Genomic DNA, 23366 nt, shown 5'->3' with positions numbered 1-23366 from the left:
TAGTCTTGTCTGACAAAAAAGAATGGCGACCGCGTCTCCCACAGTCGCCACTTTTGCGCCGGATGTCGGTGCGCGCGCCCGCACAAGGGCGCGGGCGGCGTCGCAGGTTAGCGCGGAATCAGCGCGTGATCGGCTTGTAGCGCAGACGCTTCGGCTTGGCGGCTTCCTCGCCGAGACGCTTGCGCTTGTCGGCCTCGTATTCCTGATAGTTGCCGTCGAAGAATTCGACGTGCGAGTCGCCTTCGAACGCGAGGATATGCGTCGCGATGCGGTCGAGGAACCAGCGATCGTGCGAGATCACCATCACCGAGCCGGCGAATTCGAGCAGCGCGTCTTCGAGCGCGCGCAGCGTTTCAACGTCGAGATCGTTCGACGGTTCGTCGAGCAGCAGCACGTTGCCGCCCGCGATCAGCGTTTTCGCCAGATGCAGGCGTCCGCGTTCGCCGCCCGACAGGTTGCCGACGATCTTCTGCTGGTCGCTGCCCTTGAAGTTGAAGCGGCCGATATACGCGCGCGACGGCGTTTCGTACTTGCCGACGGTGAGGACATCCGCGCCGCCCGAGATTTCCTCGAACACCGTCTTGTCGCCGGCGAGCGCGTCGCGGCTCTGATCGACGTAGGCGAGTCTGACGGTCGGACCCTTGACGATTTCGCCCGAATCCGGCTGTTCCTTGCCGGTCAGCATGCGGAACAGCGTGGACTTGCCGGCGCCGTTCGGCCCGATGATGCCGACGATCGCGCCCGCCGGAATCTTCATGCTCAGGTCGTCGATCAGCAGGCGGTCGCCATACGACTTGCTGACGTTCTTGAACTCGATGACTTCATTGCCGAGACGGTCGCCGACCGGAATGAAGATTTCCTGCGTTTCGTTGCGCTTCTGGTATTCCTGGCTGTTGAGTTCCTCGAAGCGGGCGATACGCGCCTTCGACTTGGCCTGACGGCCTTTCGGGTTTTGGCGCACCCATTCGAGTTCTTTCTTGATGGCCTTCTGACGCGCGGATTCGCTGGATTCTTCCTGCTTCAGGCGGTCTTCCTTCTGGTCGAGCCAGCTCGAATAATTGCCCTTCCACGGAATGCCGTGGCCGCGGTCGAGTTCGAGGATCCACTCGGCGGCGTTGTCGAGGAAGTAGCGGTCGTGGGTCACCGCGACGACGGTGCCGGGATAGCGCGTAAGGAACTGCTCGAGCCATTCGACGGATTCGGCGTCGAGGTGGTTGGTCGGTTCGTCGAGCAGCAGCATGTCGGGCTTTTGCAGCAGCAGCTTGCACAGCGCGACACGGCGCTTCTCGCCGCCCGACAGATGTTCGATCGTCGCATCCCAGGCAGGCAGGCGCAGGGCGTCGGCGGCGACTTCGAGCTGTTGCTCGGGGCTGCCGCCGTCGCTGGTCGAGAGGATGGCTTCGTACTTCGCCTGCTCGGCGGCGAGCTGGTCGAAGTCGGCGTCGGGTTCGGCGTAGGCGGCGTAGATTTCATCGAGCTTCTTTTGCGCCTGGAAGACGTCGCCCAGACCTTCCTCGACGGCTTCGCGCACGGTCTGCTGCGGATTGAGCTGCGGCTCCTGCGGCAGATAGCCGATGTTGAGGTTGGGCATCGGCGTGGCTTCGCCTTCGATGTCGCGATCGACGCCCGCCATGATCCGGATCAGCGTGGACTTGCCGGAGCCGTTCAGGCCGAGCAAGCCGATCTTGGCGCCCGGGAAGAACGACAGGGAAATGTCTTTCAGGATCTGACGCTTCGGCGGCACGATCTTGCCGACGCGATTCATGGTGAAGACGTATTGGGCCATGTGGATGTCTTGGGTGGTCGTCTGGTGAGAAGTGCGCATGCCGCGCGCAGGAGGCGCGGCATCCGATGCTGTCTGGCGGCGCGGGAAGGGGCGCCGCCCGCGCGCGGTGCGCGGCGGGCTGAACCGACATTGTACTTCGCGAGGCGATCCGCTATTGCCAGCGCGCGACGCCGCCGTGACGCGAGCAGGTGCCGCTGTGATGCCGGCTGAAACTGTAGGAACCGTCGCGGCACTGGGCGGTGGCCCCGGCGGGCACGTTGCCGGAACGGGAGTGCGCGGGCGCGTGAACGGTGTCGCCGTCGCGATTGGTGTAGTGGCCGTGGCTGTCGAGATCGGATTCGTCGGGTTGTTGCTGGTAGGGGTGGTTCTGGTAGGCGAAGGCGGCGGGCGTCCAGATGAGGCTGGCGGCGATGAGCCAGGCGGCGTAGATGCGGGCGGGGAAGTGTCTCTTCTTCATTGTTTTTCTCTGCTTGTTGTTGTGGACGGCGCAGGCTGGCGTTGCCTCGTTTGTTTCTCTGCTTTTTCGCTCTCGTGCTTTCTCGCGCTCGAAAAAAAACGGAGTCCCTTTATCGGGAACTCCGCTTCGTGAGGCAAGGTGGTTTGACGTTTTTTGACGATTTACACGTTGAACAAGAAATTCATGACATCCCCGTCATGCACGACATATTCCTTGCCTTCCGCGCGCATCTTGCCGGCTTCCTTCGCACCTTGCTCGCCCTTGAAGGCGACGTAGTCATCGAAGGAAATGGTCTGGGCGCGGATGAAGCCGCGTTCGAAATCCGTATGGATCGCGCCGGCCGCTTGCGGCGCCGTGTAACCGATATGGATGGTCCACGCGCGCACTTCCTTCACGCCCGCCGTGAAATACGTCTGCAAGCCGAGCAGGTTGAAGCCGGCGCGGATCACGCGGTTCAGGCCCGGCTCGGTCATGCCCATGTCGGCGAGGAAATCGGTCTTGTCGGCGTCGTCGAGATCGGCGATTTCCGCCTCGATCGCCGCGCACACCGCGACCACCGGCGCATTCTCCGCCTCGGCGTGCTTGCGCACTGCGTCGAGATACGGGTTGTTCTCGAAACCGTCGTCCTTGACGTTCGCGACGTACATCGTCGGCTTCGACGTGATCAGGCAGAACGGCTTGATGAGCAGCAATTCTTCTTCACTCAGCGAGAGGCCGCGCACGGGCTTCGCCTGGTCGAGCTGCGCGCGCACCTTTTCGAGCACGGCGACGAGCTTGATCGCTTCCTTGTCGTTGCCCGATTTGGCGGCCTTCGAGTAACGCGACTGCGCCTTTTCCACGGTCGACAGGTCCGCGAGCGCGAGTTCCGTGTTGATCACTTCGATGTCCGAAATCGGATCGATCTTGCCCGCGACGTGGATCACGTTGTCGTCGTCGAAGCAGCGCACGACGTGCGTGATGGCGTCGGTTTCGCGGATGTTGGCGAGAAACTGGTTGCCGAGGCCTTCGCCCTTCGACGCACCCGCAACCAGTCCGGCGATATCGACGAACTCGACCACGGCCGGCAGAATGCGCTCGGGCTTGACAATGTCGGCGAGCGCCTGGAGACGTGCATCCGGCACTTCGACCACGCCGACGTTCGGCTCGATGGTGCAGAACGGATAGTTCTCGGCGGCAATGCCCGCCTTGGTCAACGCATTGAAGAGGGTGGACTTGCCGACGTTGGGCAAGCCGACGATGCCGCATTGGAGGCTCATGGGATCCTTCGAACTGGTGAGACGGCGCGAGTCGCGCTTTTTCGTCAAAAATGGTGCGCGATGGACGGGCGATGACGCCCGCTCCGACCGGCGGCCGCATGCCGCGGCCAGGCAAGCCGCTATTGTACCGTTGCGCTGGACCTCGAAGGTCGGCCGGCCTGCGCCTGCGCCCGCATCTGCAAGCCCCCAAACCCCTCCGACCCCCACAGCTATAATGGCCGGATGACTTCGCACCCACTGAAATTCCACGCAGTCGTCGTCGGCGGCGGGCTCGTCGGCAAGACGGCAGCGCTGGCACTCGCGCAATCCGGGCTGCGCACCGCGCTGGTCGCGTCCCGCGCCGCCAGCCTGCCGCCGGGCGCCGCGTTCGATTCGCGCATCTACGCGCTGTCGTCCAGCTCGCAGGCGCTGCTCGAACGCCTGCGCGTCTGGCAGGCGCTCGACCGCACGCGCTTAGGGCCGGTGTTCGACATGCGCGTGTTCGGCGATGCTCACGCGGAATTGCACTTCTCCGCCTTCCAGGCATCGGTGCCGCAGCTGGCGTGGATCGTCGAATCGTCGCTGATCGAACAGTCGCTCGACTCGGCGTTGCGCTTCCAGCCGAGCCTGTCCTGGTTCGAATCGCGCGCGCAAGGCATGACCGTCGAGGCCGACGCAGCGCACATCGCGCTCGCGAGCGGCGAATCCCTCGAAGCGGATCTGATCGTCGGCGCCGATGGCGCGCATTCCTGGGTCCGCGCGCAGATGGGCGCGAAGATGAACCGCCGCGATTATTGCCAGACCGGCGTCGTCGCCAATTTCAAGGCCGAGCGGCCGCACGGCGAGACCGCCTACCAGTGGTTCCGCGATTCCGAAATCATCGCGCTGCTGCCACTGCCGGGCGACCACGTGTCGCTCGTCTGGTCGGCGCGCACCGAGCACGCCGACGACCTGCTCGCGCTCGATCCCGCGCAACTCGCCGCCCAAGTCGAAACCGCGACGCAAAACCAGCTCGGCACGCTCGACTGCGTGACGCCCCCGCAAGGTTTTCCGCTCGGGCTGCAAACCGTCGACCGGCTGATCGCGCCGCGTGTCGCGCTCGTCGGCGATGCGGCGCACCTGATTCACCCGCTCGCCGGCCAGGGTATGAACCTGGGCCTGCGCGACGTCGCCGCGCTCGCCGACGTCATCGCCAACAAGGAGTCGTTCCGCGATCTCGGCGACCCGACCCTGTTGCGCCGCTACGAACGCGCGCGCCGCGAAGATATCCAGAAGCTCATGTTCGCCACGGACGGCCTGCAGCGGCTCTTCGCCGTGCCCGGCACGTTCGCGCGCGCGGTGCGCAATACCGGCATGGCGTTCGTCGGCGCGCAGCCGCTCGTCAAGCGCTGGCTGGTGTCGGCGGCGCTCGGTTGAAACCAAACATTGATTGATATTCCGACGCGCGGCATTCGCGCGACGCTGGCCGACTCACAGGAAACCGCATGAAAACCATTCTTCGTTCTGCGCTCGCGACGGCTGCGGCGCTTGCCGTCACGCTCGGCATGACCGGCCCGGCCCACGCCGACGCCACCACCGACAAACTCAAGTCGACGCTCGAGTCGCGCATGGGCGACGCCAGCATCAAGAGCATCGACAAGACCGCGATTCCCGGTCTCTTCGAAGTGAATCTGGGCTCGCAGATCATCTACAGCGACGCCACCGGCAACTACGTGCTGATCGGCGATCTCGTCGACACGCGCAGCAGCAAGAACCTGACCGAGGCACGGCTCTCGGAAACCAACAAGATCGACTTCGCAAAGCTGCCGTTCGAGAACGCGGTGAAGGTGGTGAAGGGCAACGGCAGCCGCAAGATCGCCGTGTTCTCGGACCCGAATTGCCCGTACTGCAAGCAGCTCGAATCGACGCTCAAGTCCATCGACAACGTCACGGTCTACACCTTCCTGTACCCGGTGCTGTCGCCGGATTCGACGGCCAAGTCGAAGTCGATCTGGTGCGCGAAGGATCGCGGCAACTCATGGGAAAGCTGGATGCTGGATCACAAGACGCCTGCCACGGCCGCAAACTGCGACACTACCGCGATCGACAAGAACCTGAAGCTCGGCCGCACGATGAACGTGACCGGCACGCCGACCGTCTTCCTCGCCGATGGCCGCCGTTTGCCGGGCGCCGTGCCCGCCGACCGGCTGGAGAAAGAACTGTCGGCCGCGCAATAAGCGCGACCCAGCACGAGAATGGAGGCGCCTGGCGCCTCCTTTGTTTTACGGGCTCCGGTTCGCCGGCCGGGGCCGCGGGCGCAACGGACGCAGCGGGCGCGCCCGGCACAAGAACAAGGACCACGCGATGACACCCTCCCTGCAACCGGTGCATTACAGCATCGTTCCGAAAAAAACCGCCGCGCATCTTTTCGAAGTCACGCTGACCGTCGCCGACACCGATCCGGCCGGCCAGCGCTTCATGCTGCCGGTGTGGATTCCGGGCAGCTACATGATCCGCGAGTTCGCACGCAACATCGTGACCTTGCAGGCGTTCAACGCGGCGGGCCGCAAGGTCGCGATCGACAAGATCGACAAGCACGCGTGGCAGGCCGCGCCCGTCGAAGGCCCGCTCACGCTGCGCTACGAGGTCTACGCGTGGGATCTGTCGGTGCGCGCCGCGCATCTCGATGACAGCATCGGCTTCTTCAACGCGACGAGCGTGTTCCTCGCGGTGGAAGGGCAGTCGGGCGCACGCTGCGTGATCGACATCCAGCCGCCCGAGGGCGGGGCGTATCGCAACTGGCGCGTCGCCACGGCGCTGCGCGAGGCGCGCGGCACGAAGCGCTACGGCTTCGGCACCTATGAGGCCGACAGCTACGACGAACTCGCCGATCATCCCGTCACGCTTGGCGAATTCGCGCTCGGCAGCTTCAGCGCGCATGGCGTGAAGCACGACATCGTGATCTCGGGCCGCGTCGTCAATCTCGACATGAACCGGCTCCAGGCCGATCTCAAGCGCGTCTGCGAAGCGCAGATCGCGCTGTTCGAGCCGCGCACGAAGCGCGCGCCGATGGACCGCTACGTGTTCATGACGCTGGCCGTCGGCGATGGTTACGGCGGGCTCGAACATCGTGCATCGACGGCGCTGATCTGCAATCGCACGGACCTGCCGGTGCAGGGCCGGCCGGACTTGAGCGATGGCTATCGCACCTATCTCGGCCTGTGCAGTCACGAATACTTCCATACGTGGAATGTGAAGCGCATCAAGCCCGCGACGTTCGCTCCGTATGATCTGTCGCAGGAGAATTACACGACGCTGCTGTGGCTCTTCGAAGGCTTCACGTCGTACTACGACGACCTGATGCTCGTGCGCAGCGGCCTCATCACCGCCGGCGATTACTTCAGCCTGCTAGGCAAGACGATCGGGGGCGTACTGCGCGGCGCGGGACGTTTCAAGCAGTCGGTTGCGCAGAGTTCGTTCGACGCGTGGGTGAAGTACTACCGCGCCGACGAAAACGCGCCGAACGCGATCGTCAGCTATTACCAGAAAGGGTCGCTGGTCGCGCTGGCCTTCGATCTGTCGATCCGCGCGCAGACCGACAACCGTAAGTCGCTCGACGACGTCATGCGCCTGCTGTGGCAGCGCTACGGACGCGACTTCTATCACGGCAATGCGCGCGGCATCCGCGAGGAAGACGTTGAGGCGCTGTTTGCCGAAGCCACCGGCGCCGACCTGCGCGCGCTGTTCCGCGATGGCGTGCGCGGCACGCGCGACCTGCCGCTGGATGCCTTGCTGGAGCCGTTCGGCATCGCGCTCGCGCCCGATCTGCCCGGCAACGGCGCGGCGCTCAAGCCCACGCTCGGCGTGCGCGTGCGCGGCGGGGCGGAGTGCGCGCTCGCGGTCGTCCACGAGGGCGGCGCGGCGCAGAAGGCCGGGTTGTCGGCGGGCGACGTGCTGGTCGCGATCGATGGCTTGCGCGTCACCGGCTCCAATCTCGACAGCCTGCTGTCGCGCTATCTGCCAGGCGCGAAGGTGGAGATCCATGCATTTCGCCGCGACGAACTGCGTCGCACGGAACTCAAGCTCGACGGGCCCGAGGTCGTGCGTTACCTGCTGACGGCTATCGACGGGCGCGGTCCGTCGAAACAATGGCGCGAACGCTGGCTGAAAGGCTGATGTGTCCGAAGCCGGCGGGCGGATTGTTCTACCGCTGCAACAATCCGTCTTGGCCAGACGGCTTTTTATCGATCGTCGAAAGGGGAGAATGCTTCCTAAGCCGGGCGCAGACAGTGCCCGAATCCCGAAAGCTCTGCATGGGACACCGTGGGCGATCAAGCGTGCACGCTGTCCCGACAAGGACCAGGAAGCCATCATGACGACGATTTTGCAAATCAATTCCGCTGCTCGTTCGCAAGGCGCCCAATCGACGCTGCTCGCCGACGAACTCACGGCAAAACTGCAACAAAGCAACCCGGGCGCGAAAGTGGTCGTTCGCGACCTGCTCGGCGCGTCGCTGCCGCATCTGGATGACGCCACGCTCGGCGCCTTCTTCACGCCGGCCGACCAGCGCAGCGCGGACCAAGCCGCCATCAACGCGAAGAGCGAAGCGCTGATCAACGAACTGCTGGCAGCGGACATCGTCGTGATCGCGGCGCCGCTGTACAACTTCGGCATCTCGTCGCAACTGAAGACGTATTTCGACTGGATCGCCCGCTCGGGCATGACGTTCAGCTACGGCGCGAACGGCGCCGAAGGCCTGGTCAAGGGCAAGAAGGTGTTCGTGGTGTCGGCGCGCGGCGGCAAGTACGCGGGCACCCCGAACGATTCGCAAACGCCTTACCTGAAGACCTTCCTCGGTTTCATCGGCCTGACCGACGTGAACTTCATCTACGCCGAAGGCCTGAACATGGGCCCGGACGTGGCGGGCGCGGCGCTGGCGTCGGCGCGCGAGGCAATCGCGGCGCTGTAAGCGTCTCGCTCCGGCAGCAAGGCATCCAATAAAGCGCCCCGCTGACTTGTGTCAGCGGGGCGTTGTGCGTTTCATGTCGTGCGCGAAGGCGTCAGGCCAGCAGTTCGGGTTCGGCGGGCAGGCGCCAGTCGATTGCCGGACGGCCATGCTTCGTCAGGTATTCATTGGCGAGCGCGAAATGACCGCAGCCGAAAAAGCCGCGATACGCCGACAACGGCGACGGATGTGCGGACTCCAGCACGCAATGCGCCTTGCCCGTGCCTTCGATCAAGCCGCGTTTCGCCTGCGCATGCGCGCCCCACAGCATGAACACGAGCCCGTCATGGCGCTGCGCCATTTCGTGGATCAGCGTGTCGGTGCATGGCTCCCAGCCGCGCTTCGCGTGACTGCCGGCGCGGTCGCGTTCTACCGTCAGCGATGTGTTGAGCAGCAGCACACCCTGTTTCGCCCACGAATCCAGACAGCCGTGCGCGGGCGCGGGGAAGCCGAGGCTTGCGTGGATCTCCTTGAAGATGTTGCGCAGCGACGGCGGCGGGCGCACCGGCGCGGGCACCGAGAACGCCAGCCCATGGGCCTGCGGCGCGCCCTTGTCCTCGCCGTGATACGGGTCCTGGCCGAGAATCACGACCTTCACGTCGGCGGGGTTCGTGAGACGGAGCGCGCGGAAGACATCGGCGGGATAAACGGTCTTGCCGGCGGCGCGTTCGGCATCGACGAACGCACACAGCGCTGCATAGTGCTTGCTGTCGATGAACGGTCGCAGATGGCGACGCCAGTCGGCGGGCAGCGCCTCGAACTGGCTTTCGAGCGTCGTGCCGGGCGAAGCCGGCGCGTTGCCGGCATCCTCGAAAAGCGAAGGCTGTTGGCTCATGCTGGGCAATCAGGCGTCGCGATTCTTGTCATCTGGCTGCGTGCGCAACAGATATCCGCGCTGCGCCTTGCTGAGATCTTCCGGCGTGAGTTCAGGAAACGCGCCGCGCAGTTCGGCGGCAAGCATCGACAACGCGCTTTCCTCGCCAGATTTCAGTTCCAGCTCGAGTTCGCTGATTTCCGCGCGACGCGTCTCGCCGTCGACATCGGCGGTGATGCCGCCCAGGTCCAGCGCCACTTCGATCTGCGAACCCTCGCGTTCCAGGTCCCACACGATGCGCCTGAAATCGGTCTTGAACAGCGCGATCAGTTCGGGCGCGGCGCGCTCCAGCGTCTCGCGCGCGGCTTCGTCGTCGCAGGCGGCGAGCAGCGCGTCGATCTGCAGCGCGTCACGCTCGACCGGCAACTCCCACTCCTGACGATTGCTCAGGCCCGCGACACTCTTGCCGAGCGTCTTGTAGGTCTGCAGCCATTGTTCCGGCGTGCGGCGCAGGCGCAGCGCGGACTTCGCTTTCGCCAGCGCGCAGGCGGCGGTATCGAAGTACACGTTGGTCAGTTCGATCGGCCGGCCCGGGCCGGTGTGTTCGTCGAAGAAGCGTGCGATGTCGTCATGCTGCGACGGCGCAAGCGCGAGTTTCAATTCCCGTTCGATGCCCAAGGTCCGGTCCCGTCGATGAAGTCAGAAAAACATGCGCGCGAGTTCCGCGCCAGGATCGTCGGCGCGCATGAACGCTTCGCCGACCAGGAAGGTATGCACGTGCATCGCGCGCAGCCGCTCGACATCGGCACGCGACAGAATGCCCGACTCCGTCACGACGATACGATCCTCCGGCACCATCTCCAGCATCCCGATGGTCGTCTCGATGCTCGTTTCGAAGGTGCGCAGGTTGCGGTTGTTGATGCCGATGAGCGGCGTCTTCAGGGTGAGCGCGTCGCGCAGTTCGTCGGCGTCGTGCACTTCGACCAGCACGGCGAGACCGAGCGAATGCGCATAGGCCTCGAGGTCCTGCATGTGCGAGAGTTCGAGCGCGGCGGCGATCAGCAGGATGCAGTCCGCGCCCATCGCGCGCGCTTCCATGACCTGATACGGGTCGACGATGAAGTCCTTGCGCAGCACCGGCAGACTGCACGCGGCGCGCGCTTCCTGCAGATAGGCGACGCTGCCCTTGAAGAACTGCACGTCGGTGAGCACGGAGAGACACGCCGCGCCGCCTTGCTCGTATGAACGCGCGATCTCGGCGGGCACGAAATGCTCGCGCAGCACGCCTTTCGACGGACTCGCCTTCTTCACTTCGGCGATGACCGCGGCCTGATTGGCCACATGCTTCGCGCGCAATGCGCCGACGAAGTCGCGCAGATCACGCGACGTGGCTTCGAGCCGCAGCTCTTCCAGCGGCGCGCTGAGTTCCGCCGCGCGCACTTCCTCGCGCTTGACCGCGACGATGCGGTCCAGGATGTCACTCATGTTGGCTTCCTTTACTTCTTCGCAAACTGCTGCGTGAACTTGACGAGCGTGTCGATCTTCTCGCGCGCCGCGCCGCTCTCGATGGCCTCGCGCGCGGCCGCCATGCCGGCTTCGATCGACTCGACGACATCGGCGGCGTAGAGCGCCGTGCCCGCGTTCAGCGTGACGATCTCGCGCGCGACGCCGGCCTTGTTGTTGAGCGCACCGAGCAGCATGGCCTTGGATTCCTGTGCGTCCTGCACCTTCAGCGAGCGGTTCGACACCATCTGCAGGCCGAAGTCCTCGGGATGAATCTCGTACTCGGTCACTTCGCCGTTCTTCAGTTCGCCGACGCGCGTGGCGGCGCCGAGCGAGACTTCGTCCATGCCGTCCTTGCCGTACACGACGAGAACGTGCTTCGCGCCCAGGCGCTGCATCACGCGCACCTGGATGCCGACGAGGTCTTCATGGAACACGCCCTGGAGCTGATTCGGCGCGCCGGCCGGATTGGTCAGCGGGCCGAGAATGTTGAAGATGGTGCGCACGCCGAGTTCACGGCGCACCGGCGCGATGTTTTTCATCGCCGGATGATGGTTGGGCGCGAACATGAAGCCCATGCCGGTCTCGGCAATCGATGCCGCCACCTGTTCCGGCGACAGGTCGATGTTCACGCCCAGCGCCTCGAGCACGTCGGCGCTGCCGGACTTGCTCGACACGCCGCGGTTGCCGTGCTTCGCGACCTTCGCGCCGGCGGCCGCGGCGACGAACATCGACGCGGTGGAAATGTTGAATGTGTGCGAGCCGTCGCCGCCCGTGCCGACGATGTCGACGAAATTCGAGTTGTCCTCGACCTCGACATGATTCGCGAACTCGCGCATCACGGTGGCGGCCGCGGCAATCTCGCCGATGGTTTCCTTCTTCACGCGCAAGCCGGTGATGATGGCGGCGGACATGACGGGCGACATCTCGCCGCGCATGATCTGGCGCATCAGATGCAGCATTTCGTCGTGAAAAATTTCGCGGTGCTCGATCGTGCGCTGCAGCGCTTCCTGTGCAGTAATGGTCATGTTGTCGAGCCCGTTCAAGCGCGTTGGCCGGACGTGGCCGTGTGCTTCACGAAATTTTCGAGCAGCGCGTGGCCGTGTTCCGACAGGATCGATTCGGGATGGAACTGCACACCTTCCACTTCGAGTTCCCGGTGGCGCACGCCCATGATCTCGCCGTCCGGCGTCCACGCGGACACTTCCAGACAGTCGGGCAGGGATTCGCGTTCAATGGCCAGCGAGTGATAGCGCGTCACGTTGAAGTGTTTGGGCAGGTCGGCGAACACGCCTTTACAGTCCGTCTCGATCTGGCTCACCTTGCCGTGCATGATGGTCTGCGCGCGCACGACGCGTCCGCCAAATGCTTCGCCGATCGCCTGATGGCCGAGGCAGACGCCAAGAATGGGCAGCTTGCCGGAGAATTCGCGCAGCACGTCGAGTGTGATGCCCGCATGTTGCGGATTGCTCGGTCCCGGCGAGAGGCAGATGCGCTCGGGCGCGAGCTTCGCGATTTCATCGAGCGTGATCTCGTCGTTGCGGAACGTGCGCACGTCTTCGCCGAGTTCGCCGAAGTACTGGACCAGGTTGTACGTGAAGGAGTCGTAGTTGTCGATCATCAGCAGCATGGTCTTGTCTCCTCAGAAGTCGCTGTCGAGGCCGTCTTGCACTTGCTCGGCGGCGCGGAGCACGGCGCGCGCCTTGTTCTCCGTCTCTTGCCACTCGGATTCGGGCACCGAATCGGCAACGACACCCGCCGCCGCCTGCACATACAGATTGCCCTTGTGAATGATGCCGGTGCGGATCGCGATGGCCAGATCCATTTCGCCGCTGAACGACAGATAACCGACCGCGCCGCCATACAGCCCACGCTTGACGGGTTCTAGCTCGTCGATCAGCTGCATCGCGCGGACCTTTGGAGCGCCGGACAGCGTGCCGGCGGGGAAGGTGGCGCGCAGCACGTCGAAGTTGTTCATGCCGTGCTTGAGCTTGCCTTCGACCGAACTCACGATGTGCTGCACGTGCGAGTACTTTTCGATGACCAGCTTGTCCGTCACCGTGACCGATCCCGTCTGCGCAATCCGGCCGACGTCGTTGCGCGCGAGGTCGATCAGCATCACGTGCTCGGCGACTTCCTTCGGATCGTTCAGCAGTTCGGTCGCGAGTTCGGCGTCGCGCTCGGGCGTGTTGCCGCGCGGACGTGTACCGGCGAGCGGGCGAATGGTGACGATGTGATCGTCGGCGCGCTTTTCCTGGCGCACCAGGATTTCCGGCGACGCGCCCACCACATGCACTTCGCCGCCGAAGTTGTAGTAGTACATGTACGGCGACGGATTCAGCGAGCGCAGCGCGCGATACAGCGACAGCGGATTGTCCCGGAACGGCTTGGTCAGGCGCTGGCCGACCTGCACCTGCATCAGTTCGCCCGCCGCGATGTATTCCTTCGCGCGCCGCACGGCGTTCAGGTAATCGTCCTTCTTGAACTCGCGGAAGGTTTCAGTGCGCACGCTGGCTGACGTCACCGGCGGCTGCACCGTCGCACGCAGGCGCGAGCGCAGTTCGCGCAGGCGCTGCTTCGCGCGGGCATAGGCTTCGGGGCGGGTCGGGTCGGCGTAGACGATCAGATAGAGCTTGCCCGCGAGATTGTCGATGACCGCGACTTCCTCGGTCAGCAGCAACTGGATGTCGGGGAGATTGAGATCGTCGGGGGGCGCGGTGTCAGCGAGCTTCTTTTCGATGTAGCGCACCGCGTCATAACCGAAATAGCCGGCCAGACCGCCGCAGAAGCGCGGCAGGCCCGGACGGGTCGCCACCTTGAACCGCTTCTGGTAAGTCTCGATGAACGCCAGCGGATCGCCTTCATCCGTCTCGACGACATTGCCGTCGGTGAGCACCTGCGACTTGCCGTTCTGCACGGTCAGGATAGTGCGCGCCGGCAGGCCAATGAACGAATAACGTCCGAAGCGCTCGCCGCCCACGACGGATTCGAGCAGGAACGAGTTCGCGCCATTGCGCTCGGGCTGCGCGAGCTTGAGATAGAGAGAGAGCGGAGTTTCGAGGTCGGCGAGGGCTTCGGCGATCAACGGAATGCGGTTGTAGCCTTCGTTCGCCAGCGATTGGAATTCGAGTTCGGTCATGTTGCGATCCTTTGCGTGCCGGGCGGGGTTCGGGAGGCGCGGCATCGGGGAAAAGCGGGCGCTGCGGGCGGTCGTTTCTCGTGATCATCGCATACGGCGACCTCGCCGCTTCGACGAGGCGAAGCGGCTCCGGGCGAATCATTCACGCGGGACGCGCGAACGAAGTTCGGCTCGATGCGCGGTGTGCGCAAGATGCACGTAGTACGGTTCGACAGAAACGGCGCGGAAGTGCGCAGCGAAACAAAAAACGGATGCTGAAGCGGATGCGGCAGGGAGCGACACGGCTTCAGCAGACCTCGGGCGAGGTTAGCGCGACCAGCGACGCCAGGGCCAGGCTCCCCGGTCGATGCTGCTCAGACTCCGTTTTCTGTTGAGAAACATGATTGATGGACTTATTCAGTCAGGGTGGTGTCCGGCGGCGCCAAGGTGGCGGCTATCGCCAGTGCTGCCGTGCGCAGCGAGGAGACTATACCATCGGACTTCACCGATTGCACAGGCTTCCCATGATTGTAACCGTACGGAACCGTCAAGGTTGCGAGGCCTGCCGCACGGCCCGCGAGGGCGTCGTTCTCGGAGTCGCCGACGGCCACGGTTTCGCGCGTCGGCACGTCGAGGCGTTCGCAGGCAGTGATCATCGGCAGGGGATCGGGCTTCTTTGCGGGCAACGAGTCGCCGCCGAGAATCACCCTGAAGTAATCCGCGATGCCGAAGTGCGCGAGCAGTTCCACCGCGAAGCGATGCGGCTTGTTGGTCACGCAGGCAAGCGCGATGCCGAGTTCGCGCATGGCTTCGAGCCCTTCGCGCACTTCCGGGAACAGCGCCGAATGCTTGCCGTTGACCTTCGCGTATTCGCTTTGATAGATGGCGAGGGCGTCGTCGAACTGGGCGACCGCCTGCGAGTGCGGTAGCCGCGCCGCGAGCACGCTGCGGATCAGGTTCTCCGAACCCTTGCCGACGTAGTCCGTGACCTCTGCACGCGTGACCGGTTGTTCGACCGCGATACGCGCGAGCATCGCGTTCAGCGCGGCGACGAAGTCGTCCGCGGTGTCGACCATGGTGCCGTCGAGATCGATGATGGCTGCCCGAATGGGCCGATTCACGAAGGGCGCCTGCGCCGCCGCACTCTCGCTCATGCCTGTGCTCCCACTTTGGCCAGTTCGGCGCGCATGGCGTCGATGACCTGCTTGTAGTCGTGCTTGCCGAAGATGGCCGAGCCCGCGACGAACGTATCCGCGCCGGCCGCGGCAATTTCCGCGATGTTGTCAATCTTCACGCCGCCGTCGATTTCCAGATGGATCGTGCGGCCCGTGCGGTCGCGATAGGCGTCGATGCGCTTGCGGGCTTCACGCAGCTTGACCAGCGCCTCGGGAATGAACGACTGGCCGCCGAAACCCGGATTGACCGACATGATGAGCACGAGATCGAGCTTGTCCATCACGTAGTCGAGATAGTGGAGCGGCGTGGCCGGATTGAACACGAGACCGGCCTTGCAGCCGTGATCGCGGATCAGCGAGAGCGTCCGGTCGATGTGAACCGACCCTTCCGGATGGAAGCTGATGATGTTGGCGCCGGCCTTGGCGAAATCGGGCACGATGCGATCGACGGGCTCGACCATCAGGTGCACGTCGATAGGCACGTCGACATGCGGGCGGATGGCCTCGCACACCATCGGGCCGATGGTCAGGTTCGGGACGAAGTGGTTATCCATGACGTCGAAGTGAATCCAGTCGGCGCCGGCGGCGACGACGTTGCGGACTTCCTCGCCGAGGCGGGAGAAATCCGCCGACAGGATGCTGGGAGCGATATGGAATGGCGCCATGGACGTATAAAGAGAAGTAGCGACTTGGAAGCGTGATTTTAACTCGCGTTTTTCAAACGAGTCCTTCGTCCGAACGGCTTAGGAGGAATGCACGGAATGCACGGATGTGGCGTCGCGGCGCCGTTCATGTTGCGGGCAGCCCGCGCATGAAGCAGAATGCCAGACCAATGGCGGCGCGGCGGCGCGCCGTTTCCCGGATTTGGTCGCGGCTCAGCGGCCGGTCGCTCAGTCGATGCATTCATTCATCGACCTGTAACTGGAACCACGATGGCTCAGTACGAATTCAGCGTATCCGTGGAGACGCGGTATCTGCCGGAGCAGTCGGACCCCGACAGCCGGCAGTACGCTTTTGCCTACACGCTGACGATTCGCAATACCGGCGAGGTCGCGGCGCAGTTGATCGCGCGTCACTGGATCATCACCGACAGCAACGATCACGTGCAGGAAGTGAAGGGGCTGGGCGTGGTCGGACACCAGCCGTTGCTGCCTCCGGGCGAGCAGTTCGAATACACGAGCTGGGCGGTGATCGCCACGCCGGTGGGTACGATGCGCGGTGAATATTTCTGCGTGGCGGAAGACGGTGAGCGCTTCGAGGCGCCGGTCGCTGAATTCGCGCTGCACATGCCGCGCACGCTTCATTGAGCGGCGCCCGCGACGTCGCCTTGGGGCACGGCGGCTATGTTCAACGCCGCTTTGCAGGATCGTTCGAGCGGTTCTGGTGCTTCTTCTTGCCTGACGCCGTCCATACGACGATGAAGATCAGCAAGCCAAGCGCCACGAGCGACTCGAGCGCAAAAATAAGCATTGGGTATTCGTCGAACAGATCAGACATGGTGGTTCCCATCAAGAACGAGCATTGTAGGTGTTTCTCGCGGACAGCCGCACAGGCAGTCACACGAACGGCCGCGCAGGCAGCAGCCTGGGCCGCATCGATCGCAACCGCTGTCCTGCTCGCCTCGTGCGGGGGCGGCAGTTACGTGAAGCCGGGGCCCACCACGGCGACCGGCACGCCCATCGTACCGGGCCAGCGCGCCGCGTCGCGCCTCACGCCGGTGAGCTGGCAGCAGGTGCCTGGCTGGCAGGACGATTCACTGATCGGTGCGACGGCGGCACTGCGTCAGAATTGCAGCCGGCTTGCGCGTCAGGCTACCTGGCAGAAGGCATGCGCTGCGGCACAGCAGCTCGACGACCTCGACATGTCGGCCGCGCGCAGTTTCTTCGAGGCCTATTTCACGCCCTTCCAGCTCGCCAATACCGACGGCACGCTCGACGGTCTCGTGACCGGCTACTACGAGCCTTTGCTGCGCGGCTCGCGCACGCGGCACGGGCCGTATCAGTACGCGCTGTATCGCTTTCCTTATCGCTACAAGGCGGGCTCGGCGCTGCCGCCGCGCGCGCAGCTCGAACGTTCGGGCGTGTTGAACGGCAATGAATTGGTATGGGTCGACGATCCGATCGAAGCGTTCTTCCTGCAAGTGCAGGGTTCGGGGCGGGTAACGATGGAAGACGGCAGCGTGATGCGCGTCGGCTTCGGCGGCACCAATAATCAGCCGTACCGGTCGATCGGCAAGGAGTTGCTCGATCGCGGCGAATTGACGCCTGCGCAGGCCACCATGCAAGGCATCAAGGCATGGGCCAAGGCCAATCCGGCGCGGGTCGATGCACTGCTCGACGTGAATCCGCGCTTCGTCTTCTTCCGCGACATGCCTTCGAACGAGGCGATGGCCGCGAGTCTCGGCGACGGTCCGGTCGGCGCGCTGGGTGTGCCGCTGACGCCGGAACGTTCGATCGCGGTGGATCCTTCGGCGATTCCGCTCGGCACGCCGGTCTTTCTTCAGACCACGCGTCCGCTCAGCAATCAGCCGATGAACCGTCTCGTGTTCGCGCAGGACACGGGCTCGGCGATCAAGGGCGGCGTTCGCGCCGACTATTTCTGGGGCCTCGGCGACGATGCCGGCGATCTCGCGGGACGTATGAAGCAGGGCGGCCGCATGTGGCTGCTGATGCCGAACTCCTGACCGCGGCCTGGCGCAGCGGTTGATGAAAAGCTCGCGGCCTTTGGGTCCGCGAGCTTTTTTTCATGCGTTCACGCCAGGTTTCTGCGATCGACCACGCGCCGCGCCTTGCCGACCGAGCGTTCGATGCCGTTCACCCCAAGCACATTGATGATGGCGCTGACGCCGATCATCGCCTTGATGTCGTAGGCGAGCGCGGCTTTCGCCGAGTCCAGCGCGCCCGAGTCCGGCGCCGATTCGGGACAGGGCTCGACGTTCAGGGTCAGCACGTCGAGCGGCCCTTCCTTGGTCAGCACGATCTGATAGTGCGGCGCGAGCACGGGTCGCTTCAGCAGCAATTCCTCAATCTGCGTGGGGAAGACGTTGACGCCGCGCACGATCATCATGTCGTCGGAGCGGCCGGTGATCTTCTCCATGCGGCGCATCGTGCGCGCCGTGCCGGGCAGCAGCCGTGTCAGGTCGCGCGTGCGATAGCGGATGATCGGCAGCGCTTCCTTCGTGAGCGAGGTGAAGACGAGTTCGCCGAATTCACCGTCGGGCAACACTTCGCCCGTGTCGGGATCGATGATCTCGGGGTAGAAGTGGTCCTCCCAGATGGTCGGGCCGTCTTTCGTCTCTGCGCACTCCGACGCCACGCCTGGTCCCATCACTTCTGAAAGACCATAGATGTCGACGGCATCGATCCCCATGCGCGTCTCGATGGCGCGGCGCATGTCGTTCGTCCACGGCTCGGCGCCAAAGATGCCGATGCGCAGCGAGCAGTTCGCCGGCTCGACGCCCTGGCGTTCGAGTTCGTCCGCGATCGACAGCATGTAGCTCGGCGTGACCATGATGATGTCGGGGCGGAAGTCCTGGATCAGCTGGACCTGTTTTTCGGTCTGGCCGCCGCCGAACGGTATGACGGTGAGCCCCGCGCGTTCCGCGCCGTAGTGCGCGCCGAGGCCGCCAGTGAAGAGCCCGTAGCCGTAGCTCACGTGGACCTTGTCGCCGCGCCGCGCGCCGGCCGCGCGAATGGATCGCGCGACGAGATTCGCCCAGTTGTCGAGATCCTGCGTCGTGTAACCGACCACCGTGGGCTTGCCAGTGGTGCCCGAGGAAGCGTGAATGCGCGACACGCGTTCCTGCGGCACGGCGAACATGCCGAACGGATAGTTGTCGCGCAGGTCCTTCTTCGTCGTGAACGGGAAGCGCGCGAGATCGGCCAGCGACGTGACTTCGTCGGGATGCACTCCGGCTTCGTCGAACTTGCGCCGGTACACCGGCGAATTTTCGTAGGCGTGCTTGAGCGTCCATTTGAGGCGCTCGAGTTGCAGCGCGGCGAGTTCGTCGCGGCTCGCTTTCTCGATCGGCTCGAGCGGCAGCGGTGCGTTCATTGCTGTCTCCTTGATGCTGACTGTGCGGCGCGGCTTTTCATCCCCGTCCGCTTTCATGAATGAGTTCCGTCAGACGGGTATCACGGTGCCCTTGATCTGCGCCGACTTGCCGCGAAACATCGCGACCGGCTCGCCTTCGCGGTTCGTCACGCGGATGTCGTAGATGCCGGTGCGCCCGCTCAGCGTCTGCTCGACCGCTTCGGCGGTAAGGCGATCGCCGCCTCGGACGGGGCGCAAGAATTCAATCGAACAACCCGCCGCGACGGTGCTGATGTTGTACGAGTTGCATGCGAAGGCGAACGCGGAATCCGCCAGCGTGAACATCAGGCCGCCGTGGCAGATGGCGTGGCCGTTGAGGAAGTCGGCCCGCACGTCCATTTGCAGGCGCGCATAGCCCGGCCGCACTTCGATCAATTCGATGCCGAGCGCGCGCGAGCAGGCGTCGGCTTCGTACATGGAGCGAGCCGTGGCTTCGGCGAGTTCTTGAGGTGTCACAGGGTTCTCCGTGTCTGCGGATGCGTGCGCTTACAGCCCTTCGAAGCGCGGCGAGCGCTTCTCCTTGAATGCGGCGACGCCTTCGATATAGTCGTGCGATGCGCCGAGCGTGCGTTGCAGGTCCCGCTCGAGGTCGAGCTGCTGGTCGAATGTGTGGGTGGCGCTGGCACGCATGGCCTGCTTGATCGCGGTCACGGCTCGGGCAGGCTGTTGTGCGAGCTGAGCGGCGAGCCGAGCCGCGGCGTGCTGCAATTCGCTGTCTTCGACGACGCGCCAGACGATTCCCCACTCTTCCGCTTTTTCCGCGCCGAGCTTTTCCCCCGTGAGCGCCAGACCGAGCGCACGGGCTTCGCCGATGCGGCGTGGCAGGAGCCACGTGCCGCCCGAATCGGGCACGAGCCCGATTTTCACGAACGCCTGGATGAAGCTCGCCGAGCGGGCCGCGATCACGAGGTCGCAAGCCATGGCGAGGTTGGCGCCCGCGCCCGCCGCCGTGCCGTTCACTGCGGCGATGATCGGCAGCGGTGATGCTTGCAGGCGGCGCACCAGCGGGTTGAAGTGAGCCTCGATCAGATCGCCGAGGTCCGACATGGCGCCCGGCGTGAAATCGAGGTCGGCCAGGTCCTGGCCGGCGCAAAATCCCCGGCCTGCGCCGGTGATGACGAGCGCGCGCGCAGGGCTCGCTTCGATTTCTGTCAGCGCCTGGTTCAGCTCGCGATGCATCTCGCGCGTGAAGCTGTTCAACTTGTCAGGGCGATTAAGCGTCACGGTGGCGACGCGCGTTTCGCCATCGATATGGAACAACACGGTTTTTTCGGACATGAGCTCTCCTCTGTCGCCGATGCGTGCCGCAGCGGCGCCCGGCTGGTTCGTTTCGTTACCGTTCCGATACTAGCCGCGCGCCACGCCGCTTTCCATTAGGCCGAATGGCATAGGCCGCGTGCACCCGGCAGCGGGTGCAGTCGGCATTGCGCGTTTTGTGTCGCGCGGCTTATGCCGTTTGGACGACTTCCGCGGGCGCGGCCTTCGGCGCAACATGGACCCTGCTTTGCACCACGCGGAAGCGGTTCGCCACAAAAGCGGCGTCCGAGAGCGCGGCGTTGGCTGCCGGGTTCGCGCCCGTGCCGTGGAAGTCCGAGAATGCAGCGGTCTGGTTGACGAAGACGCCACCAGTCAGATTGATCGAGAGCGCCACGCCGCCCTGGATGGCCGCTTCGTGGGCGGCGTCGATCACCTTGTCGTCGGTGCTGTAGACCGAAAGCGTCAGCGCGCCGTGTTCGTGCGCGATCGCGCCGGCCAGTTCGAGTGACTGCGCGGTCGAATCGGTGGCGACGACAAACGAGATCGGACCGAACCATTCACGGGTGAACTTTGCGTTGTCCGTCCCGGCGTCGAGCGTGAGCATCAGCGGCGTGTGCACGCGCGCTTGCGGGAAGTTCGGGTGCGTCAGGGACTGGCTGTCGAGCAGCATGTCGCCGAGTTTGCGTGCCTCGGCAATACGCTCCACGACACCCTCGTTCTGGATCGCGCCCGTGAGTTCCACGGCGCGGGCCGGGTCCGAAGTCAGCTTTTCGACGGCGGCCGCGAGCGTGCGTGCCACATCAGCGAAACTCAGATGGCCTTCGGCGGTGCGAATGCCGTCGCGCGGCACGTAGATGTTCTGCGGCGCCGTGCACATCTGGCCAGAGTAAAGCGCGAGGGAGAACGCGATATTGCGGGCAGCGGCCTTCATGTCGTCGACCGAGTCGATGACGATCTGATTCACGCCTGCCTTCTCGGTATAGACCTGCGCCTGATGCGCATGGCGCTCGAGCCAGGTGCCGTTCTGCGTGCTGCCGGTGAAGTCGATGAGCTTGATTTCGGGGCGCACGGCGAGTTCCTGGACCAGCGCACCGTCGTTGGAATCGGTGGCAAGCAGGGTCACGACGTTCGGATCGAAGCCCGCTTCGCGCAGCACGTCACGCGCGATGCGCACGGTGATCGCCAGCGGCAGGACGGCGCCCGGATGCGGTTTGACGATGACGGTGTTGCCGGTCGCGAGATCGGCGAACATGCCCGGATAGCCGTTCCAGGTCGGGAACGTGCAGCAGCCGAGTACGAGGCCGGTGCCGCGCGGGACGATCGCGAAGCGTTTCTGCATCGCCAGCGGCGGGTTCTTGCCTTGAGGCTTTTCCCAGTGTGCTTCGGCTGGAATGCGGCGCAACTGGTCCCAGGCATAGACCACGGCTTCGAGCGCGCGATCCTGGGCGTGCGGGCCGCCTGCCTGGAAGGCCATCATGAATGCCTGACCGGTCGTGTGCATGACGCTGTAGCCGATCTCGAAGCTCGCACGGTTCACGCGCGCGAGAATTTCGAGGCTCACGCCGGCCCACGCGCGCGGTCCGGCGGCACGCCATCCGGCCTGCGCCTTCGAGGCTGCCTGGATGAGTGCGTCGGGGGTTGACTTCGGATAGCGGATATCGAGATCGATGCCGAACGGCGAACGCTCGCCTCCGACGGTCTCATCCGTTGAGGGCTGATCCAGTTCGAAGGTCTTTCCGATATGCGCCTTGAACGCGGCTTCGCCATCGGCATTGGCCGTTTCCCCGTACACTTTGGGGCTCGGCATTTCGGCAAATGGGCTCCAGTAGCCGCGTGTTTCGATGGCGGCGAGCGCCCGATCGAGCGTCGCTTCGTGCTTCGTGAATAGCGGATGTGTCATGGTCGCTTGAGGAGAACGGAGAAGGGCGCCGGGTTAAATAATTAACCGACCGGTTGGTTGGTAATGTTAGCATCATCGGGTTGGGGTGACGAACTGTTTTCATTAGGGCTTACCTGAGGATCGCAAGGAGGAGCGAATGGCATACGAGAATCTGCTGGTCGAGGCGCGCGATCGCGTCGGACTGATCACGCTGCACCGTCCGAAGGCGCTGAACGCGTTGAACGATGCGCTGATGAACGAGTTGGGAAGTGCGTTGAAGGCATTCGACGCCGACGAGAACATTGGCGCGATCGTTCTGACCGGCAGCGAGAAGGCGTTCGCTGCGGGCGCGGATATCGGCATGATGGCCGGTTATTCCTACATGGACGTCTATAAGGGCGACTACATCACGCGCAACTGGGAGGCCATCCGCTCCATCCGCAAGCCGGTGATTGCAGCGGTGGCGGGATTTGCGCTCGGCGGCGGTTGCGAACTCGCGATGATGTGCGACATCGTCATCGCCGCGGACACTGCCAAGTTTGGTCAGCCGGAAATCAAGCTCGGTGTGATTCCGGGCGCGGGCGGCACGCAGCGTCTGCCTCGCGCCGTGTCGAAGGCCAAGGCGATGGACATGTGCCTCACGGCGCGGATGATGGACGCGAACGAAGCCGAGCGCGCAGGTCTGGTGTCGCGCGTGGTCGGTGCCGATCGACTTCTCGACGAAGCCATCGAGGCCGCTACGATCATTGCTGGCTTCTCTCTGCCTGCCGTGATGATGACCAAGGAAGCTGTCAATCGTGCCTACGAGACGACGCTCTCCGAGGGCGTGCATTTCGAGCGGCGCTTGTTCCATTCGCTGTTTGCGACCGAGGACCAGAAAGAGGGTATGGCGGCGTTCGTCGAGAAGCGAAAGCCGGTATTCAAGCACCGGTGACGAGGCGTCAAAAAGTGCTTGCGCTTATCGAGGCGGCTAACTAGAATTCCGTTCCTTCGCGATTCGATGAACGCGAAGGGAGCGGGAAAGGCGGTTTGGAGGTGGCGTTGTGGGGCAGGTGGTTGAATGCAC

Annotated in this window: 22 protein-coding genes; 7 read left to right on the top strand and 15 right to left on the bottom strand. The window is 64.3% G+C overall.

Features of this window, described 5'->3' with window-relative positions; all coding sequences use genetic code 11:
* Positions 1 to 118: 118 nt before the first annotated feature.
* From ettA to ychF, 3 genes are all read right to left on the bottom strand, one after another.
* On the bottom strand, positions 119 to 1786 hold the full coding sequence (gene ettA / locus QCE63_RS13435; RefSeq protein ID WP_309833813.1) for an energy-dependent translational throttle protein EttA: 1668 nt from the start codon (positions 1784 to 1786) through the stop codon (positions 119 to 121).
* A gap of 151 nt (positions 1787 to 1937) precedes the next feature.
* Positions 1938 to 2243 (bottom strand): DUF3761 domain-containing protein, encoded by a 306-nt coding sequence (locus tag QCE63_RS13430; protein ID WP_309833473.1) that lies wholly within the window; start codon positions 2241 to 2243, stop codon positions 1938 to 1940.
* Positions 2244 to 2404: 161 nt separating this feature from the next.
* Positions 2405 to 3499, bottom strand: coding sequence for a redox-regulated ATPase YchF (gene ychF / locus QCE63_RS13425; protein ID WP_309833472.1), 1095 nt, complete (start codon positions 3497 to 3499; stop codon positions 2405 to 2407).
* 222 nt (positions 3500 to 3721) lie between these two features.
* On the opposite strand from ychF, the gene QCE63_RS13420 reads away from it, so the two are divergent.
* From QCE63_RS13420 to QCE63_RS13405, 4 genes are all read left to right on the top strand, one after another.
* On the top strand, positions 3722 to 4894 hold the full coding sequence (locus tag QCE63_RS13420; RefSeq protein ID WP_309833471.1) for a UbiH/UbiF family hydroxylase: 1173 nt from the start codon (positions 3722 to 3724) through the stop codon (positions 4892 to 4894).
* Positions 4895 to 4962: 68 nt separating this feature from the next.
* A complete protein-coding gene (locus QCE63_RS13415; RefSeq protein ID WP_309833470.1) occupies positions 4963 to 5694 on the top strand; it encodes a DsbC family protein in 732 nt (243 codons plus the stop codon).
* A 139-nt stretch (positions 5695 to 5833) separates the two neighbouring features.
* Entirely contained in the window at positions 5834 to 7633 is a 1800-nt protein-coding gene (locus QCE63_RS13410; protein WP_309833812.1) for a PDZ domain-containing protein, read from the top strand.
* Between the two features lie 196 nt (positions 7634 to 7829).
* Positions 7830 to 8426: an NAD(P)H-dependent oxidoreductase gene (locus QCE63_RS13405; protein ID WP_309833468.1), complete on the top strand. Its 597-nt coding sequence runs from the start codon at positions 7830 to 7832 to the stop codon at positions 8424 to 8426.
* A gap of 91 nt (positions 8427 to 8517) precedes the next feature.
* Here QCE63_RS13405 and QCE63_RS13400 read toward each other — a convergent pair whose 3' ends face one another.
* The 8 genes from QCE63_RS13400 to rpe all read right to left on the bottom strand — a co-directional run bounded on the left by QCE63_RS13400 (position 8518) and on the right by rpe (position 15737).
* Positions 8518 to 9297: a uracil-DNA glycosylase gene (locus QCE63_RS13400; RefSeq protein WP_309833467.1), complete on the bottom strand. Its 780-nt coding sequence runs from the start codon at positions 9295 to 9297 to the stop codon at positions 8518 to 8520.
* Positions 9298 to 9306: 9 nt separating this feature from the next.
* Entirely contained in the window at positions 9307 to 9954 is a 648-nt protein-coding gene (locus tag QCE63_RS13395) for a CYTH domain-containing protein (protein WP_309833466.1), read from the bottom strand.
* A 21-nt stretch (positions 9955 to 9975) separates the two neighbouring features.
* Positions 9976 to 10761, bottom strand: coding sequence for an indole-3-glycerol phosphate synthase TrpC (trpC, locus tag QCE63_RS13390; RefSeq protein WP_309833465.1), 786 nt, complete (start codon positions 10759 to 10761; stop codon positions 9976 to 9978).
* Positions 10762 to 10772: 11 nt separating this feature from the next.
* Positions 10773 to 11807: an anthranilate phosphoribosyltransferase gene (gene trpD, locus QCE63_RS13385; protein ID WP_309833463.1), complete on the bottom strand. Its 1035-nt coding sequence runs from the start codon at positions 11805 to 11807 to the stop codon at positions 10773 to 10775.
* 14 nt (positions 11808 to 11821) lie between these two features.
* The gene (locus QCE63_RS13380) at positions 11822 to 12409 is read right to left on the bottom strand and encodes an aminodeoxychorismate/anthranilate synthase component II (protein ID WP_309833461.1); all 588 of its coding nucleotides are present in this window, start codon (positions 12407 to 12409) and stop codon (positions 11822 to 11824) included.
* A 12-nt stretch (positions 12410 to 12421) separates the two neighbouring features.
* The gene (trpE, locus tag QCE63_RS13375; RefSeq protein ID WP_309833459.1) at positions 12422 to 13918 is read right to left on the bottom strand and encodes an anthranilate synthase component I; all 1497 of its coding nucleotides are present in this window, start codon (positions 13916 to 13918) and stop codon (positions 12422 to 12424) included.
* Positions 13919 to 14310: 392 nt separating this feature from the next.
* On the bottom strand, positions 14311 to 15051 hold the full coding sequence (locus QCE63_RS13370) for a phosphoglycolate phosphatase (protein WP_309833457.1): 741 nt from the start codon (positions 15049 to 15051) through the stop codon (positions 14311 to 14313).
* Entirely contained in the window at positions 15048 to 15737 is a 690-nt protein-coding gene (rpe, locus tag QCE63_RS13365) for a ribulose-phosphate 3-epimerase (protein ID WP_309833456.1), read from the bottom strand. Before rpe ends, QCE63_RS13370 begins: the two co-directional genes overlap by 4 nt.
* A 267-nt stretch (positions 15738 to 16004) precedes the next feature.
* On the opposite strand from rpe, the gene apaG reads away from it, so the two are divergent.
* Positions 16005 to 16379 carry a Co2+/Mg2+ efflux protein ApaG gene (gene apaG / locus QCE63_RS13360; RefSeq protein ID WP_309833455.1) on the top strand — a complete coding sequence of 125 codons (375 nt, stop codon included), beginning with the start codon at positions 16005 to 16007 and terminating at the stop codon, positions 16377 to 16379.
* Positions 16380 to 16489: 110 nt separating this feature from the next.
* Complete coding sequence (locus QCE63_RS13355) at positions 16490 to 17755, top strand: MltA domain-containing protein (RefSeq protein ID WP_309833454.1); 1266 nt, start codon at positions 16490 to 16492, stop codon at positions 17753 to 17755.
* Between the two features lie 68 nt (positions 17756 to 17823).
* Here the strand turns inward: QCE63_RS13355 and paaK are convergent, their stop codons facing one another.
* The 4 genes from paaK to paaN form a co-directional block, all read right to left on the bottom strand.
* Complete coding sequence (gene paaK / locus QCE63_RS13350; protein ID WP_309833452.1) at positions 17824 to 19125, bottom strand: phenylacetate--CoA ligase PaaK; 1302 nt, start codon at positions 19123 to 19125, stop codon at positions 17824 to 17826.
* A gap of 69 nt (positions 19126 to 19194) precedes the next feature.
* The gene (gene paaI / locus QCE63_RS13345) at positions 19195 to 19581 is read right to left on the bottom strand and encodes a hydroxyphenylacetyl-CoA thioesterase PaaI (RefSeq protein ID WP_309833811.1); all 387 of its coding nucleotides are present in this window, start codon (positions 19579 to 19581) and stop codon (positions 19195 to 19197) included.
* A 69-nt stretch (positions 19582 to 19650) separates the two neighbouring features.
* Positions 19651 to 20442, bottom strand: a complete 792-nt coding sequence (gene paaG, locus QCE63_RS13340) for a 2-(1,2-epoxy-1,2-dihydrophenyl)acetyl-CoA isomerase PaaG (protein ID WP_309833450.1) — start codon at positions 20440 to 20442, stop codon at positions 19651 to 19653.
* 169 nt (positions 20443 to 20611) lie between these two features.
* Positions 20612 to 22321, bottom strand: coding sequence for a phenylacetic acid degradation protein PaaN (gene paaN / locus QCE63_RS13335; protein ID WP_309833448.1), 1710 nt, complete (start codon positions 22319 to 22321; stop codon positions 20612 to 20614).
* Between the two features lie 136 nt (positions 22322 to 22457).
* Here paaN and QCE63_RS13330 point away from each other — a divergent pair, with 136 nt between their 5' ends.
* Positions 22458 to 23234, top strand: coding sequence for an enoyl-CoA hydratase (locus tag QCE63_RS13330; RefSeq protein WP_309833446.1), 777 nt, complete (start codon positions 22458 to 22460; stop codon positions 23232 to 23234).
* The last annotated feature ends 132 nt before the right edge of the window (positions 23235 to 23366 follow it).

It is taken from the genome of Caballeronia sp. LZ065, assembly GCF_031450975.1.
In the GTDB taxonomy this organism is placed as follows: domain Bacteria; phylum Pseudomonadota; class Gammaproteobacteria; order Burkholderiales; family Burkholderiaceae; genus Caballeronia.
This window is presented reverse-complemented; position numbering and strand designations above follow the sequence as displayed.